Below are 18,873 nucleotides of genomic sequence, written 5' to 3'. Positions count from 1 at the left end.
ACGGTCACGGCGGGAACGCCGTCCGTGGGCGGCACGCTGGCATCGAGCGATGTCGACCATGGCGCCACGGCGACCTGGAGTGGCTCCGCGGCGGGCAGCTATGGCTCGTTTGCGATCGGGACCGACGGGACCTGGACCTACACGCTGGACAACACGCCAGGCAGTGCCGCGGACCAGCTCGCCGAAGGCGTAGTGAAGACCGAGACCTTCACCGCGACGGTCACCGACGACAAGGGCGCGACGGCGACCGAGACGGTGACCGTCACGGTCACCGGCAGCAATGATGCGCCGGTGATCACGAGCTCGGCGCAGACCGGCTCGGCCACGGAAGACACCAAGCTGACGGCGACGGGCCAGGTGACATCGAGCGACGTCGACCATGGCGCGACGGCAGCCTATAGCGGCAACGCGACGGGGCTGTATGGCAGCTTTGTGGTAGACGCCGCGACGGGGCAGTGGACCTACACGCTGGACAACGCCAACCATCAGGATCTGGCGGCGGGCGAGAGCCATACCGAGATCTTCACGGTCACCGTGACCGACGACAAGGGCGCGACCGCGACCCAGGACGTCGAGATCACGGTCAATGGCACCAATGACAACCCGACGCTGACGGCGGGTGCACAGAGCGTGCAGCTGGTGGAGGCGGGTGTCGGCACGACCGGCACGGCGAATGCGTCGATCGCGCTGACAAAGGGCGATCCCGATACAGGCGATGCAGCGACCTACGATAGCACGGCGTTGTCTTCCAACGGCTGGGCAACCGGCAATGGCGGGGCGACGTACACCAAGGCTGGAACCTACGGTACTGCAACATTGACCACGGCGACCGGCGTGGTGAGCTATGCCCTCAACGACGGGGCCAGCGCCACCAATGCCCTGGCAGGTGGCGCTGGTGTGTCGGACAACTTCACCGTCTTCGTCAAGGACGGCAGCACGGGCACTGCATCGACGGCGGTGAACTTCGCGATCACCGGCACCAATGACAACCCGACGCTGACGGCGGGTGCACAGAGCGTGCAGCTGGTGGAGGCGGGTGTCGGCACGACGGGTACGGCGAACGCATCGATCACGCTGACAAAGGGTGACCCCGATACGGGCGACGCGGCGGTCTTTAACGGCACGGCGCTCACCTCCAACGGGTGGGCAACCGCGAATTCGGGCGCGACCTACACGAAGACGGGTACTTACGGTGTCGCGACGCTGACCACGGCGACCGGTGTGGTGACCTATGCGCTCAACAATGCAGACCCCGACACCAACGCTTTGGCGCAGGGAGCAAGCGCGTCGGACAACTTCACCGTCTTTGTCAAGGATGGCACGACGGGGACGGCATCGACGGCCGTGAACTTTGCGATCACCGGCACCAACGACGCACCCGTCCTAAACACTGCTACTTGGGAATGGGGTACGGGAAATCAGAGCAAGATCCTTACCATTTCGGGCAATCTCTCCGATCCGGACTCAGGAAATCTGACGACGGAGACGGTCACCATCAATTGGGGTGATAATTCATCCGTAACGTTCAATCCTGCAAGCAGCGGAGCGTTCAATCAAACTCATACCTACTCCAATAGCGGCAAATTCACGATCACGCTGACCATTACCGACCAAAATGGAGCCGTGATCACGCAGTCTACAGTAACTTCGAACAATGGGTCGGGTTCGTTCCCTGCCGGCGTGGCGGGAGAACCGATAAACCTTGCTCTAATGGACCCAACGGGTGAGCGCGGTGAGGTAACCCTGGTCATCAAGGGAGCGCCCTCTGATTGGACGATCAGCGGTGGGACGCAAAATCCGGATGGATCGTGGACGGTGGTCACAAATGACGTCAAATCTCTGAGTGTAACCACGCCAGAGACCTATATCGGTGCATCGGTCCTTCACATCGTTGAGACGTGGGTGAACGCCGATGGCACTACGAGTGAGATCTCGATAGCCGACAATGTCGAAGCATACGCTGCTGGCTCACCCATCTTTGCCTGGTCGGGCGATGACACACTTACCGCCTCGAGTGGCCATGACCTGCTCGTGTTCTCGCAGCCGATCGGTCACGACACGGTTTACAGCTTCGATGTCGCGATGGATCAAATCGACCTCATCGGGTACACGTCGTACATCGACTTCGCAGATGTCCAGGCGAACACGGTCGACGATGCGCATGGCAATGCGCTCATAACGCTCGGCGATGGTCAGACCATTACGTTGAACGGGGTACATGCGGCTGACCTGACCGCAAGCAACTTCGTCTTCGACCGGACGCCGGTCACGGAAAATTCCGGCACGATGGCAATCAGCGACGGCGCGATGCTGCCGTTGTCGGGCGACATCAACAACACGGGGATCATCGAGCTCAATTCGAGCGGCGATGTCACCAACCTGCAGCTGATCCAACATGGCATCACCCTGGAGGGCGGTGGAGCCGTCGTGCTGTCCGACAGCACCGGCAACGTCATCGAAGGTACGGCCGCGGATGTCACCTTGACCAATGTCGACAACATCATCAGCGGCGCGGGTCACCTCGGCAATGGATTTATGGCGCTCATCAATCAGGGCTCCATCATCGCGACCGTCACCAACGCGTTGGAAATCGATACCGGCGCTTACACGATCATCAACTCCGGTACGCTTGAAGCAACGGGGACGGGCGGCCTCACGATCGACAGCGCGGTTGCCAATTCCGGAGTGCTGTGGGCCAATGGTGGCAACATCACCGCCAAGGCCGATGTCAATGGCGGGTCCGCGCTGATCAGCGGCTCAGCGACTTTGGAGCTGGGTGCCGCGTCGTCTGTGGACGTCAAGTTCGATGCCGCCGGCGATGGGCTTCTGCAACTGGATCAGTCGATCAGCTTCTCGGGCCTCGTGTCAGGGTTCAACTCGGGCGATCAGATTGACCTGCACGACATCCTGTTCTTGTCCGGTAGCGCGGCTTCGTACACGGCCAACGAGACCGGGACGGGTGGGGTGCTGAGCGTGACCGATGGTGCCCATACGGCAAATATCGGCATCCTTGGCCAGTACACGTCTGACAATTTTGAACTCACCACGGACGAGTCCGGCAGTTCGGTGATCAGGTTTCACGGAGCCTGATGCGGCCAGAGGTTGAGGGAAGGGCGGCTGATGAAGCCGCCCTGTTTAGCAGCCCCTTTCGGGCGGGCTGCGAGCTAGTCGGCGACTCTTCCCTCGTTCGGGAGGTGATCGGAGTTTGCTGTCGTTATGTCGATTATATAGCAAAATCAGATAGATAATCGAAATTCGTCTTTATCGAAGTTTGGCCGACCGCCGGATTAATTAAGGGCGGAAAAACTTGCACGTTGCGCGCGCGACCGCTTTTCCAGCGTGCGTCGTGATGATATGCAAAAAGACAATTTAATTCATTTTTAACTATTTACGGTGGCGTCTTGAAGTACACCGGCACATTTCCGTCGATCGGCTCTGATCACCAAGGCCTTCACTTCGACTCCATTCCGGCTGCAGATCGGCTCGCGGGGAGCGTCGAAATCCCCGACGCGCATCTGCTCTTCTCCGGCAATTTCGAGCGTATCGGCGTCGACCTGATCCTTTCCGATCAGCTCCATCGCGTCATCGTGCCGAACTATTTCCGCGACCACGCGCGCCCGCTGCTCGTTTCGCCGGAAGGCGCGCGCCTCGATCCCGGCGTGGTCGATGCCCTGACGGGGCACACCCTTTATGCGCAGGCCGGCGCGCCAGCGGCCGGCGGCAAGGTGGTGGGCCATGTCGTCAAGATCACCGGCAGTGCGAGCATCGTGCGCAATGGCGTGACGATCGTCGCCAACGTCGGTGATGCGATCAACCAGAACGACGTGGTGCAGACGGGCAGCGGCTCGACCCTCGGTCTCGTGCTCGACGACGGCACGACGTTCAATCTGTCCGCCAATGCGCGGTTCATGCTGAACGAACTGACCTACGACGCCAGCAGCACCTCCAACAGCTCGCTGATGACCCTGGTCCAGGGCGCCGCCAGCTTTGTGGCGGGGCAGGTCGCGAAGACCGGTGACATGCGGGTGTCGACGCCGACCGCCACGATCGGCATTCGCGGCACGGCCGTGATCCTCGACGTCTCGGCGACCGACGGAAGGGTGTCGGTGTCCGTCGTCGACCAGCGCGACGGTCTGGTGCATGCGGTTCAGGTCTTCAACACCGCCGGCGTCCTGATCGGTACGGTGACGAGCAACGGATCGACGCTGACGCTGACGCCGACGGCGAATTTCGACGTGATTGCGCAGCAGAGCAACAAGACGACGGACCAGGTCGCGCAGGAGTTCGGTGCCTTCCAGCAGGTGCTGAGCACGTATGATTCCGCAAAGCAGCTGTTTCCAAACCTTCCGCAGCATACGGAGAACAAGGACAACAACAATAAGGACAATACAAATCCGAACAGCACGACGAAATTCGCAGGAAGCCCGCCGCTTCAGCCCCCCGGCACCGAATATCATTCCGCGACCGGGACAAGTCCCACGCAGCAGGCGAGCGCAGCCCCGAGCGTCGGCGTCACGGTCAATCCGGCCTCCGACACCAGCACGAGCTCGACTGCGAAGCCCGTCGTGGTGGATCCGATCATCATCCCGGTCAAACTGTCGGCTGTTCCATTCGTCGTCACTCCGCCGAACGTGGCGGCCATCACCTCGGGGGCGGGAGATCATATCGGTCCGGTGATGAGCGCCAATGGCGACGTGGTCTACGACCCAGACGGCGCGATCTATTTCTTCAGCCACGAGACTGGCGAGACCACCACCATCGCGTCTCCGGCGAACGGTTGGAGCTACGGTTCGCCGACCATCAGCTCCGACGGCCGCTACATCGTCTATCAGGGCTCCGACGGCGCCGGGAGCTTCGTCTTCGTCTATGGCACGGATACGTCCGATCCGACGCATTACCATGTACAGATCGAGGTCGCGCCGGGGAGCGCCCCCGCGGTCAGCGGCGACGGCAGCACGATCGTCGCGCAGAACGGTGGAAACATTTCGATCTACGGCCTTGACGGCACGCTCAAGGGAACGATCACGCCGGGCGCGGTCGGCGGTTCGGGGGCGCTCTGGAAGCCCGCCATCAGTGCCGACGGGCACTTGATCGCTTTCTGGAACTCGGATGCGACCGCGCCAGGCGGCAGCGGCAGGCTCCTTGCCTTCGATTTGTCGACGGGTGAGCTCGCCGATATCGCCAGCACCTCCGCTGGAGCCGGTGCGGTTGCGCCGACCATCAGCGCAGATGGCCACATGATCGCGTATCAGCTCACTGACAGCGCCGGTCATTCCGAGATCTACCTCTATGACCTGAATGCCGGCGCCGTCGTATTTCACACCTCCAACGCCTCGGGCAGCAGTTACAGTCCGGTCTTGAGCCCGGACGGCCACTTCATCGTCTTCACGAGCGAGGCCAAGCTGGTCTCGGCCGATCAGAACGGCTTCGCGGACATCTATATCGTCGACGTCACGAACCCGGCGGACCCCGCCTATCGGATGGTCTCGGACGGGGTGGGGACGGCGTCGAACGGCGGGGCCGCGATCAGCGCCGGCGGCCAGTACGTCGCCTTCGGCAACAGCAGCAACATCTTCTTTGCCGATCCGACCTCGGGACTGAGCGCGATCATCCTGGAGACGACGAAGTCGCCCGATGTCCTCACCACGAAGGGATCGATTGCCGTCACCGGCGACTACACCGGCGTCACGGTCAGCGTGTCGGATCAATTTGGCGGCGCGACCCCGTATTTCAGCGCCAGCTTCGACGCGAACGGACACATCAACTGGCGCTTCGCCGAGCCGAAGAGCGATTTTGCGGATCTGTCTTTCGGCGAGACCGCCACGCAGGAATTCCTCATCAAGCTCTCCGCCGACAATGGCTACGTGACGATCCCCGTCTTCGTAACGGTGCACGACGGTGTGCAGCCCACGATCCAGAAGGTCGATGCGGCTCCGGTGGCGGTGCCCGTCACGCTCGCGCAAGGACAGCAGGACAACCCCTACGTCATCACGCCGACCGACTTGCTCAGGGGCGCCGCCGACATCGACGGTCCCTCCCTGTCGATCTCGTCGCTGACGATCCAGAGCGGGGGCGGCGGTCTGGTCCTGAACGGCGATCAGACGTGGACATACACGCCGGATCCCGGCTTCAGCGGCCGCGTTGTCTTCGGCTACACGGTCACCGACACGATCAAGTCCGCGACGTCGACCGCAAGTCTCAACATCACGCTGCCGCTCGCCATTACGGCGATCAGTCCGGACAGCGGGGCGCCCGGCGATTTCGTCACCAACAGCACCCAATTGTCGGTCTCCGGCACAAACGGCGCGCTCTCGCCCGATGAGAGGATCCAGGTCAGCAGTGACAACGGTCTGACGTGGAGCGATGTGGTCCAGACGTCGGCGACGACGTGGAGCCTGACCGATCCCGGCGCCCACAACGCGAATTTTTCGTACCAGGTGCGCGTCGTCGACGCCGCCAGCAATACCATCGGTTCCGCCTCGCGGGCCGTCACGATCGATACGGATGCGCCCACGGTCACGATCGACACTGCGAGCGCGCTGACCAACCAGGCCAGCCAGAGAATTTCCGGAACGGTCGACCTGGCCGATGCCGGAACCAGCGTGATCGTCTTCGACAACGCGCAGGCCGTGGCCGGTGCCGTCGTCCAGGCAGACGGAAGCTGGAGCGTGATCGTGTCGCTTTCCGAGGGCGGCAACAGTTTCGTCGCCCAGGACATGGATGCTGCCGGCAATCTGGGCTCGAGCAATACCGTGGTCCTGACGCTGGACTCGACGCCGCCGACGGCAGTTGCGTCCGTTGGGGCGTTGAGCGCCGACAGCGGCACCTCGGCGACCGACTTCAATACCAATGTGACCTCGCAAACGATCGGCGGCACCTATGCCGGTGCCCTGGGTGCGGGGGAGGTGATCCAGGTCAGCGCCAACAATGGCTTCACGTGGGTGACGGCGGCTGCATCGGGCGGCGCGTGGTCGGCATCCGGCGTGCCGCTGTCGCCTGGCACCAACCTTCTGTCCGTTCGCACGATCGACCTTGCCGGCAACATCACGGCGGGAACGGGACACAGCTACACTCTGGATACAGTGGCACCGACGGCGGTTGCGACGGTGACGCTGCTGAGCTCCGACAGCGGCAGCTCCGCGACCGATTTCGTCACCAACATTTCGTCGCAAATCGTCAGCGGCACCTATACGGGCGTTCTGGCCTTCGGCGAAACAATTCAGGTCAGCGCCGATGGCGGCGTGACCTGGATCGCCGCGACCGCCAATGCAGCCAACAACACCTGGTCGGCGTCGGGGATGACGCTGTCGCCGACGGGCACCACGCTGTCGGTCCGCACGGTCGACCTTGCGGGCAACGTCGCAGCCGGGACAAGCCACAGCTACAGCTTCGACACCATCGCGCCGTCCGCGATTGCGACAGTGACGGCGCTGGGGTCGGATAGCGGGAGCTCGTCGAGCGATTTCGTCACCAACGTCGCGTCGCAGACGGTCAGCGGCTTCTATTCCGGCGCCCTGGCTGCCGGCGAGTCCATCCAGGTCAGTGCTGACGGCGCAACCTGGGTAACGGCGGTCGCCAACGCGGCAAACGGCACCTGGTCGGCATCCGGCGTAACGCTGTCGGCCGCCGGGAGCACGCTGTCGGTTCGGACCATCGATCTGGCTGGCAACAGCCTCGCGGGAACGGGGCATGGCTACACGCTGGACACCGGCGCGCCGACGGCGGCGGCGGCGGTGACGGCGCTCAGTGCGGACAGCGGCAGCTCGTCGAACGATTTCGTCACCAACGTCGCGTCACAGACCGTGACCGGAACGTATACGGGCGCTCTTGCTCCGGGCGAGTCGATCCAGCTCAGCGTCGACGGCGCGACCTGGGTGACCGCGAACGCGGCAGGCGGCGCATGGTCGGCTCCGGTGATCCTCTCCGGGGGCGGCAGTCTGCTGTCGGTCCGCACCATCGATCTCGCCGGCAATATTGCCGCAGGCACCGGCCACAGCTACACGCTGGATCAGACCGTCCCGTCCGGCGGCACACCGGATCTGATTGCGGGTTCGGATTCCGGCGCCTCCAGCAGCGACAACAACACCAACATATTGGCTCCGACGCTGACGGTCGCGCTTGGCGCCGGCGTGGCCGTGGGCGACTCGGTCCAGCTGCTGCTGAATGGGTCGTCGTTCTCCCATCCCCTGGTGCGGACCGTCACCTCCGGCGATATCGCCGCGCAAAGCGTCAGTTTCACGGTGAGCCCCGGCGATCTCGGAGCCGACGGGCCCAAGCTGATTTCCGTCCGGTTTTCCGATCTGGCGGGCAACAGCTCGACCAGCAGCGCCTTGACCATCACGCTCGACACCAGCGCGCCCGTGCTGGCAATCGCCAATGCGGGCGGCAATACCAATCAGCCCGTGCAGACGATTACCGGCACGGCGGATCCCGCTGACGCGGGTGCGATCGTTACCGTGCTCGATGACGGCGCCTCGGTGGTCGGCGTCGCGACCATCCAGGCCAACGGCAGCTGGAGCACCGACGTCACGCTGCACAGCGACAGCAACAGCCTGACCGCGCAAGCGACGGATGCTGCCGGCAATCAGGGCGTCAGCAACACGGTGATCTATGTCCTGAACACCAATGCCCCGACCGGCGGCACGCCGGACCTGGTAGCGGCCTCCGATTCCGGCAATTCCAGCAGCGACAACACGACGAACGTGACCGCGCCGACGTTCACGGTTGCGCTCGGTGCCAACGTGGCGGCCGGAGACACGATCCAGCTGTTGCTCAATGGCTCGCCGCTCGCCCATCCCGTCACGCACACGATCAGCGCAGCCGACATCGGCGCGCAGAGCGTGAGCTTGACCGTCACCGGCGGCGACCTCGGCGCTGACGGCGCCAAGTCGATTTCGGCCAAGCTCTCCGACAGTTTCGGCAACACCTCGACGACCGCCGCACTGATCATCACGCTCGATACGGCTGCACCGACGGTGAACAGCGAGGCGATCACCAGTGCGACGGGCGCGCAGAACAGCACGCTCAATGCCGGCGACGTGGTCAACGTCACGGTGTCGTTCAGCGAGGCCGTCACGGTGACCGGGACGCCGCAGCTGGCCCTGAACATCGGCGGCACGCCGGTGCAGGCGGCTTACTCCGCTGGCAGCGGCAGCACCCAGCTGGTGTTCACCTACACGATTCAGGCGGGCCAGAACGACGCCAGCGGCATCAGCCTCGACGCCAATCCGCTGAGCCTGAACGGCGGCACCATTGCGGACGCGGCCGGCAACGCTGCCGTGCTGACTGCGGCCGCGGTAACCGACAACGCCAGCTACAAGGTCGATACGACCGCACCGACAGTGAGCAGCGAAGCGATCACCAGCGCAACGGGGACGCAAAGCAGCACGCTCAATGCCGGTGACGTCGCAAGTGTAACGGTGACGTTCAGCGAGAACGTCACGGTCACGGGAACGCCGCAGCTGGCCCTGAACATCGGCGGCACGCCGGTGCAGGCCAACTATGCTTCCGGCAGCGGCAGCACCCAATTGGTGTTCACCTACACGATCCAGGCCGGGCAGAACGACGCCAACGGCATCAGCCTTGACGCCAATGCGCTGAGCCTGAATGGGGGCACCATCACGGACGCCGCCGGCAATGCGGCGGCGCTGACCGCGGCAGCGGTGACCGACAATGCCAGCTACAAGGTCGATACGGCTGCTCCGACGGTGAGCAGCGAGGCGATCACCAGCGCAACGGGGGTACAAAACAGCACGCTCAATGCCGGGGACGTGGTCAGTATTACCGTGACGTTCAGCGAGAGCGTCACGGTGACGGGCACGCCGCAACTGGCCCTGAACATCGGCGGCACGCCGGTGCAGGCCAGTTACACCTCGGGGGGCGGCAGCACCCAGCTGGTGTTCACCTACACGATCCAACCGGGCCAGAACGACGCCAACGGCATCAGCATCAACGCCAACGCCCTGAGCCTGAACGGCGGCACCATCACGGACACCGCGGGCAACGTGGCGGTGCTGACTGCGGCCGCGGTGGCGGACAATGCCAGTTACAAGGTCGATACGACCGCCCCGACGGTGAGCAGCGAGGCGATCACCAGCGCGACGGGCGCGCAGAACAACACGCTGAATGCCGGCGACATCGTCAGCATCACCGTCACGTTCAGCGAGAGCGTCACGGTGACAGGCACCCCGCAACTGGCACTGAACATCGGCGGCACGCCGGTGCAGGCGGCTTACGCCTCCGGCAGCGGCAGCACCCAGCTGGTGTTCACCTATACAATCCAGGCCGGCCAAAACGACGCGAACGGCATAAGCCTTGACGCCAACGCCCTGAGCCTGAATGGCGGCACGATCGCGGACGCCGCGGGCAACGCGGCGGTGCTGACTGCGGCGGCGGTGACCGACAATGCCAGCTACAAGGTCGATACGGCCGCGCCAACGGTGAGCAGCGAGGCGATCACCAGCGCAACGGGGGCGCAGAACAGCACGCTCAATGCGGGCGACGTGGTCAGTGTTACGGTGTCGTTCAGCGAGAGCGTCACGGTGACGGGTACGCCGCAACTGGCCCTGAACATCGGCGGCACGCCGGTGCAGGCGGCTTACGCCTCCGGCAGCGGCAGCACCCAGTTGGTGTTCACCTACACGATCCAACCGGGCCAGAATGACACCAACGGCATCGGCATCGACGCCAACGCCCTGAGCCTGAACGGCGGCACCATCACGGACGCCGCCAGCAATGCGGCGGTGCTCACCGCGGCTGCGGTGGCGGACAATGCCAGCTACAAGGTCGATACCACCGCGCCGACGGTGAGCAGCGAGGCGATCACCAGCGCGACGGGCGTGCAGAACAGCACGCTGAATGCCGGCGATGTCGTGAGCATCACCGTGTCGTTCAGCGAGAGCGTCACGGTGACGGGAACGCCGCAACTGGCACTGAACATCGGCGGCACACCGGTGCAGGCCAACTACGCCTCCGGCAGCGGCACCACCCAGCTGGTGTTCACCTACACGATCCAGGCCGGGCAGAACGACGCCAACGGCATCAGCCTTGGTGCCAACGCTCTCAGCCTGAACGGCGGCACGATCACGGACGCGGCCGGCAATGCGACGGTGCTGACCGCGGCCGCGGTGGCTGACAATGCAAGTTACAAGGTCGATACGGCCGCCCCGACGGTGAGCAGCGAGGCAATCACCAGCGCGACGGGCGCGCAAAACAGCACGCTCAATGCCGGCGACGTCGTCAGCGTCACCGTGACGTTCAACGAAAGCGTCACGGTGACCGGTACGCCGCAGCTGGCCCTCAACATCGGCGGCACGCCGGTACAGGCAAACTATGCCTCCGGCAGCGGCACCACCCAGCTGGTGTTCACCTACACGATCCTGGCCGGCCAGAACGACGCGAACGGCATCAGCCTTGGCGCCAACGCTCTGAGCCTGAACGGCGGCACAATCACGGACGCGGCCGGCAACACGGCAGTGGTGACCGCGGCCGCGGTGGTGGACAATGCCAGCTACAAGGTCGATACGGCCGCTCCGACGGTGAGCAGCGAGGCGATCACCAGCGCAACGGGCGTGCAGAACAGCACGCTCAATGCCGGCGACGTTGTCAGCGTGACCGTGACGTTCAGCGAGAGCGTCACGGTGACGGGGACGCCGCAACTGACACTGAACATCGGCGGCACGCCGGTGCAGGCGGCTTACGCCTCAGGCAGCGGCAGCACCCAGCTGGTGTTCACCTACACGATCCAGGCCGGGCAGAACGATGCCAACGGCATCAGCATCGACGCCAACGCGCTGAGCCTGAACGGCGGCACCATCACGGACGCCGCGGGCAATGCCGCGGTGCTGACTGCGGCTGCGGTCGCCGACAATGCCGGCTACATCGTCGATACCGGTTCGCCGACAGAATCCCTCACGATTGCCTCCGTTGCCGGAAGCTCGTCCTCGACGAGCACCGCGATCGCCGTGACCGGGACGAACGGCACGCTTGCACTCGGCGACAAGGTGCAAATCGGGACGGACAATGCGACGTGGACGGACGTCGTCCGGAACGGTCCGACAAGGTGGACTTTCACCGACACCACGGTCCGAAGCTCGGGCTTCACATACTTCGTGCGCGTGGTCGATGCGGCGGGCAACGCCAGTCTCCCGGTGACCTTGCCCGTCCTGGTCGCCAGCGGCGGTGCCACGGTCGTGATGGCCGCAGCAGGCGGGGTCGCCGAGTTCACCGGATCCGGCGGCACGTTACAGATCGGAGCGCCTGTGACCGGGACGGTCAATGCCATCTCGATTGCCAGCGGCCCGGTCGCGATCAGCGGAAGCGGCAACGTTACGACCAGCGCGGGCGATGCGATCGACCTCTATGCGACTGGTGCAAGCGCGGGCAATCCCGCAAACCTGACCGTCAATCCCACCGGCCAGATCACCGGAGCCGGAAGCGGCATCTCCGTGATTCAGAATGCGGCCGGATCGATTACGGTCACGACGTCCGGGCCGGTGTTGGGCCAGGCGGGCAGGGGCATCCTTGCCCAGCAGAACGGGACGGGCACGGGCAGTATCCTGATCAATGGATCGGGCAATGTAACCGGAACCGGCGCGGCATTCAGCGGGATCGTTGCCGTAAACCTCAATTCCGCGAACAACAGCGACATCACCGTCAGCCAAAGCGGAAACGTCACCGGCGGTCATGACGGCATTCGCGTCCAGACCAATGGCAACGGAAACGAGTTCATCACGACCGGTACGAGTGCCATCATTCAGGGCCTGACACTCTACGGGATCGAGGCGCAATCCAAGGGCGTGGGCAACATCACGATAACGACAGGGGCCGGTGGGAGCGTCACCTCCGCCGCGGTCGGCATCTTCGCCTACAACGAGGCGACCTCGATCCCCCAGAATGCCGGCGTCACGACGAGTACGATTTCGGTCACGGCCAACGGCACAATTCAATCGGGATTTGAACTGACCAGCAACGGCAGCCGCCCCGCCGGAATTCTGGCCGGCTACAAGGGCGGCACGAACAACACCGTCAACCCCGGTGTTTTCGGCAACGTGCTGATCAACAACTCCGCCACGATCACCGCCTCGGGTGGAGACGGCATCCGCGGCTTCAACTACGGAAGCGGTGACGTCAGCATCAACGAACTGGCCAATTCGATCACCGCGAAGGACGTTTACGGCATCGACGGGGCGAGCTTTGGCAGCGGAAACGTCGCAATCACGACGGCTGACAACACGAGCATCCTCTCGGGCTCGCACGGAATCCTGGCGATCAACCAGGCGGCCGCGATTTCCACGCTCAGTTCGACCGTGACCGTCACGGCGCGCGGCAGCATCGCGACCGGGGTGCATCTGTCGGTTGGAGGAGCCCAGTCAGGCGGCATTTCCGCAGGGTTCTGGTCGACCACAGGCGCTGCGAACACCGCTGTGAACGGAACCGTTCTCGTCGACAACTATGCCGATGTGACCGCCCGGGCGGCTTTTGGCATCGTCGCCTATAACGTCGGCTACGGAGACATCACCGTCTACAATCGGACCGGCGCCTCCGTGTCGGGCGTACAATCCGGCATCAGCGCGAGTTCGTCGGTCTCCGGAACCGCCAGGCCCTCGACCGTGACCATCAACGTGGAAGCGGGAACGACCGTCTCGTCCGGTACATCAGGCGTTACGGGTGTCAATGCCAACAACAGCAGCGGCGGCAATATCGCGATCACCGCTGCCGGCGCCATTGCGTCTGGCGGCACCGGCATCAATGCCAATGCGGTGCCGGCAAACGCCTTGTCGTCCAGTCAGATCCTGATCAATGCCGCCGGGTCGGTCACATCGGGTTACAATTTCTTCCAGGCCGGCAACATCTCGTCGGGTATCTCCGCGGGTTACGGAAGCAGCAACGGACAGTTCAATGGGGCCGTCCATGGCTCGGTCGTGCTGACCAACAATGCGGTCGTGAGCGGGGCCACGACCGGCATCAACCTCTACAATTTCGGCGTCGGGGATATCAGTGCCACGCTGCTGGCGGGGTCGATCACCGCGGGGCTGTCCGGCGTCAACGCCTTTGCTCAAGGTGGCGGCAACATCACGATCGACAATCGCGCGGCGATCAATGCTGGTGCCATCGGCATCAACACCGGCAACGGCACGAGCAACGCGGCTGCAACCGGCACCGTGTCGGTCACCAATTCCGGAACCATCATCGCGCCCGGCGCCCCGTACATTCCTGTCGTCAATCTCGGCAATTCGAACAGCGGCCAGTTCGCAACTCTTTCGAACACCGGGACGATCAGGGCCGATCTGTTCACGCGGACGACCGGCAATATCGCGATCAATATGGGGTCGAGCCACGGCTCCGCGACGAACAGCGGTACGATTTACGGCAACGTTTCGCTGAACGGAACGTCGAGCTTCACGAACGCCCTGGGCGGCGTATGGAATTTGAACGGGCAGAATGTCGTTAGCGGCAGTCTCAGCAACAACGGGACAATGAACATCTCGGGCGTTGCCACCCTGTCCGCGGGCTCCTTCAGCCAGTCCGGTACGGGAAGCATCGATCTCCTGGCGAACGGCGTCGCGCAGATCTTCAGCAGCATGACCGGCAGCGGCATCATCACGCTCGAAGACCGGTCGGTGTTGCAGTTCTCCGGCTTTGGCGCGGTGTCGCCGACCCTGAGATTCAACGGCAAGGGCCAGCTGAGTTTTGACAACCCGTCATCACTGCAGCCCAACGTCGCCCTCAATTTCGCCGGGGCCGGATTCGCGAATATCGGCGATATCATCACGTTGTCCGGCGCGAATATCGCGGGTGATGCCAGCCTCAATCTGACCGGCTCGACCCTGACGGTCACCGGCTCCGCCCAGAGCTACACGTTCCAGGTCTCCGGGCAGGGTCTGACCGGTAACACCTTCTACATGTTGTCGCCCGACCGCTTCATTCTGGCGCCGTCTTCCGCGATCGTTAACCCGGCCTCCAACGCGGTGACCCCGATAAGTTCCAGCTTCTACATCGTCACCAATGCGATCTCGGGAACGGGGACCGGATTCAGCCTGTCGACCGGCGATGCCGCGGCGGCGGATGCTTACGCCGTGGCCATCAGGTCGACCGCGCCGATTACAATGACGGGTGCCGGTGCGGGCGTCGCCGTCAGCACGGCGGGGGCGAGCGCGGCCATCATCAACGCCGCGGCCGTCTCCAGCGGCGGAGCCGGTCTGAGCGTCAGCGTCTCGAGCTCGACCGGCGGAGCCGATGTCATCGACTACGGCAGTGTCAGCGGTGCGCAGAACGCAATTTTCGCCAGCACGACCAACGGAAACGTCAACGTCAACTTCAATGTCAACGCCGTCACGGAATCAGGTGTCACGCTGACCGGCACCAGCTCCTTCGGCATCTTCGGCCGCAGCACCGGAAGCGGCGGGGTCAATGTCCTCACCACGGGCGGGACCATCAATGCGGGGCTGATCGGCATTCTTGCGGTCGAGCAGCAGAGCGCACCCGGCGCAGGGGGCAACGTCCAGGTCTATAATTCCTCGACCATCAACAGCGGCAGCAATCCGACCAACGCCGGCACCGGACCGGCCGGCATTCGCGCCGACATATTCAACAACAACACCTCGACGCCGAACCCGCTGATCACAGGCGATGTTACGGTCGAAAACCGCGGCAACATCACGGCACAGGCCGGCGCCGGCATATTTGCGGCCAACTATGGTTCGGGCAATACGTCGGTCACGCTGGCGCCGGGATGGTCGATCACGGCGACCGCTGCAGGAACGACGCCGACCAACCAGGGACTGACCCAGTACGGTATCTTCGCTTTCACTTACGGCACGGGCAGCAGCCTGGTGGATGCCGGCTGGGGAACGACGATCACGTCCGGCAGTACCGGCATCAATGCAGGCAACCAGTCGACCTCGATTGGGGCGAACAGCGGCAGCACGGTCGCGGTCTACTCGCAGGGCTTCATCTCGTCCGGCGCGAGCAACAACAATTCCGGCAGCGCGCCCTCGGCGATCCAGGCCGGCTACAATCCGTCCAACGCCGGCGCATTCAGCTCGAGCGTGCACGGCGACGTGATCGTCAACGTGGCCAGCGACGGAAATCCCCACAACAACCCCAACCCGACGATCATGGCCGCAAGGGGCTCGGGCATCAACGCCTACAATTACGGCATTGGCGACGTCACGGTCACGGTCGGGACGGGCGTGTCGATCCAGGCGCTGTTGCCGGCCTCGGGTGCGACCGGCGGCGGCATTGCACCCTACGGCATCGGTGCGGACAACCGCGGCCCCGGCAATATCGTCGTCACGACGTCTTCGGGGAGCTCGATCAACGCCGGAAGTTCCGGCATCAGTGCAAACAATGGCTCGAACCCTGCGTCGGTCAATGATCCCGCTGCGGCGTCAGCAGCGGCGCCGGCCATCATCGCTGTCACCGCCGCCGGCACGATCCTCTCGGGCAGCCAGTCCACCAACAGCGGCGGCACGCCGTCCGGCATTTCCGCCGGATTCCTGGGCGGCTCGAGCGCCCACGCGAACCTGTTCGTCAACGGCAATGTCTTCATCAACAATGCCGCGACCGTCACCGCCACCGGCTTCGGCCTCCAGGCATATGACTACGGCAATGGCGACATCGTGGTGAACAACGCCATCGGCGCCAACGTCACCGCAGGCTCGCACGGCATCTATGCCCACGCCGAGGGCGCCGGGACCGGCGATGTTGCGGTCACCGTTTACGGCAATACGAGCACGGCCACGACGATCAAGGCGGGTACCGCCTCGAGTTCGGCCTACGGCATCCTCGCGTTCAGCACCAATGCGGGCGACATATCCGTCGTCACCTCGGTTGGCGATACCATCGATTCACAGCTCGGCAGCGCCGGCATCAACGCCGTGAACGAAGCCACGAGCATTGCGGCGTCCGTCAACAGTTCGGTCGTGGTGACCAATGCCGCCACGGTCCATTCCGGCGCCGGGCTGACCGCGTTCGGCCAGCCAGGCGGCATCCTCGCCGGCTATATCGGCGGAACGACGAACCCGTCCTTGTCGGGCAACGTGGCGAACTATGCCGTCAACGGCGAGGTCGTCGTCAACAATTTCGGTGACGTCACGGCCGATGCCGGCGACGGCATCAGGGCGTACAACTATGGTGTCGGTGACGTCAGCATCAACAATTTCTCGGGGACGATCACGGCGCTCGGCGGTGCAAATCCGCCGAATGGATCAGGTGTCGGTCTCCTCGCCCAGAACTATGGGCCGGGCAGCGTCTATGTCACCACCTCGGCGAGCACCAGCATCACCTCGGGCAGCACCGGCATCGCGGCCTTGAACAAGGCGATATCGGCCGATCCCGCCAATCCCTCCGTGGTCGTGCCGGCAACGACCGAAGTCTTCGTGAATGCGTTCGGCACGATCCATTCCGGAACGACGCCGACGGGCACCGTCGCCGCCGACCCCGCCGCGGGCATTCTGGCCGGCTACAATCCCAACAATCAGAACACCGCGAACAATTCGGTCCACGGCAATGTCCTGGTCCACGATCACGCCACGATCGTCGCGCCGACCGGCACCGACGGCATCCGCGCAGTGAATTACGGCACGGGCGACATTGCGGTGATCGTCGAATCGGATTCCCGTGTGTTCGCGGGCCGCTACGGCGTTGCGGCATTCGGTTTCGACGGCGGCGATGTGAGCGTTACGATCGCCGGTTCGGTGATCGGCGGCACCGCGGGGCTCGACGTCACCACGACCGGAGCGGGCACGGTCACCATCGACAATGCCGGCGTCGTCGAGGGAATCGTCATCGGCTACAACGCGACGTTCACGAACGAGGCGGGGGCCGACTGGCAATTCAGCGATGCCAGCGGGGTCACCGGCGTCACGACGCTCGCGAATGCCGGCACGATCGAAAGCAACGGCGTCTCGTCGCTTCTGGGCCTGACGAGCTTCACCAATACCGGAACGATCGCAGTGGAATCCGGCAGCCTGGCCGTCGGCACCGCGGTGACCGGCGGCGGCACGGCGGTCATCTACAGTGCGTCGCTGGCGTTCAACGCAGCGTCCGACACGAACGTTGTCTTCGACAAAGGCATCACCAGCACGCCCGGGACTCTCGTGCTTGCCGACGCCGCCGATTTCACCGGCACGGTCACCGGCTTTGCACTCGGAGACACGATCGATCTCGTCGGGATCGCTCCCGCGAACGTCAGCGTGTCCACCGCCGGTGGTCTGCACGTCGAGTTCGGCACCGGTTCATTCGCGCTGATCGGCAGTTACGACCCGACCGCATTCCTGATCGCTTCCGACGGCCAAGGAGGCACGAACGTCACCTGGAATCACAACGGGCCCGTCATCGATACCAGCCATCTGGCTGTGAACTTCAACAGCGGCGTGTACACCGTGACCGGGATTCACGTGACCGACAGCGATCCGAACGTCCAGACCGCGCCGGTCGTGACTTACACACCCGGCCCGACGCCACCGGCGTCCGAAAAGGTGGCACTGACGCTGTCGGACATTGCGAACGCCACTCAGACCGTGAATTTCTTCTTCCAGAACGGCACGGGATCGACCGTGCAGGGCACCTCCGGCAACGACGTCATCTTCGCCGCCAGTGGTCAGGACGTGCTCACCGGCGGCGGCGGGCGGGACCAGTTCGTGTTCGCGGCCCCTCCGGCATCGACGCCTGTCCAGCACACGATCACCGATTTCACGGCGGGCATCGACAAGCTCGACGTTCGACAGTTCACGAACGTGTCCTGGGCTTCGTCGGCGGACAGTCCCAACGACACCCTGGTGACGCTGGACGCCAACGACTCCATTCTGCTCAAGAACATCGTGGCGTCGCATCTCAAGGCGGGCGACTTCATCTTTGTGTAGTCGGCGC

At 64.0% G+C, this 18,873-nt stretch carries 2 protein-coding genes; both read left to right on the top strand.

Annotation, left to right across the window (positions count from 1 at the left end; translation table 11 throughout):
• Positions 1-3,090 (top strand): beta strand repeat-containing protein (locus tag JQ617_RS38155; protein ID WP_212030848.1); only part of this gene is annotated, 3,090 nt, incomplete at its 5' end.
• A 311-nt stretch (positions 3,091-3,401) separates the two neighbouring features.
• The gene (locus tag JQ617_RS38150; RefSeq protein WP_212030847.1) at positions 3,402-18,866 is read left to right on the top strand and encodes an Ig-like domain-containing protein; all 15,465 of its coding nucleotides are present in this window, start codon (positions 3,402-3,404) and stop codon (positions 18,864-18,866) included.
• Positions 18,867-18,873: the final 7 nt, after the last annotated feature.

It is taken from the genome of Bradyrhizobium sp. KB893862 SZCCT0404 (genome assembly GCF_018130885.1).
In the GTDB taxonomy this organism is placed as follows: domain Bacteria; phylum Pseudomonadota; class Alphaproteobacteria; order Rhizobiales; family Xanthobacteraceae; genus Bradyrhizobium; species Bradyrhizobium stylosanthis.
This window is presented reverse-complemented; position numbering and strand designations above follow the sequence as displayed.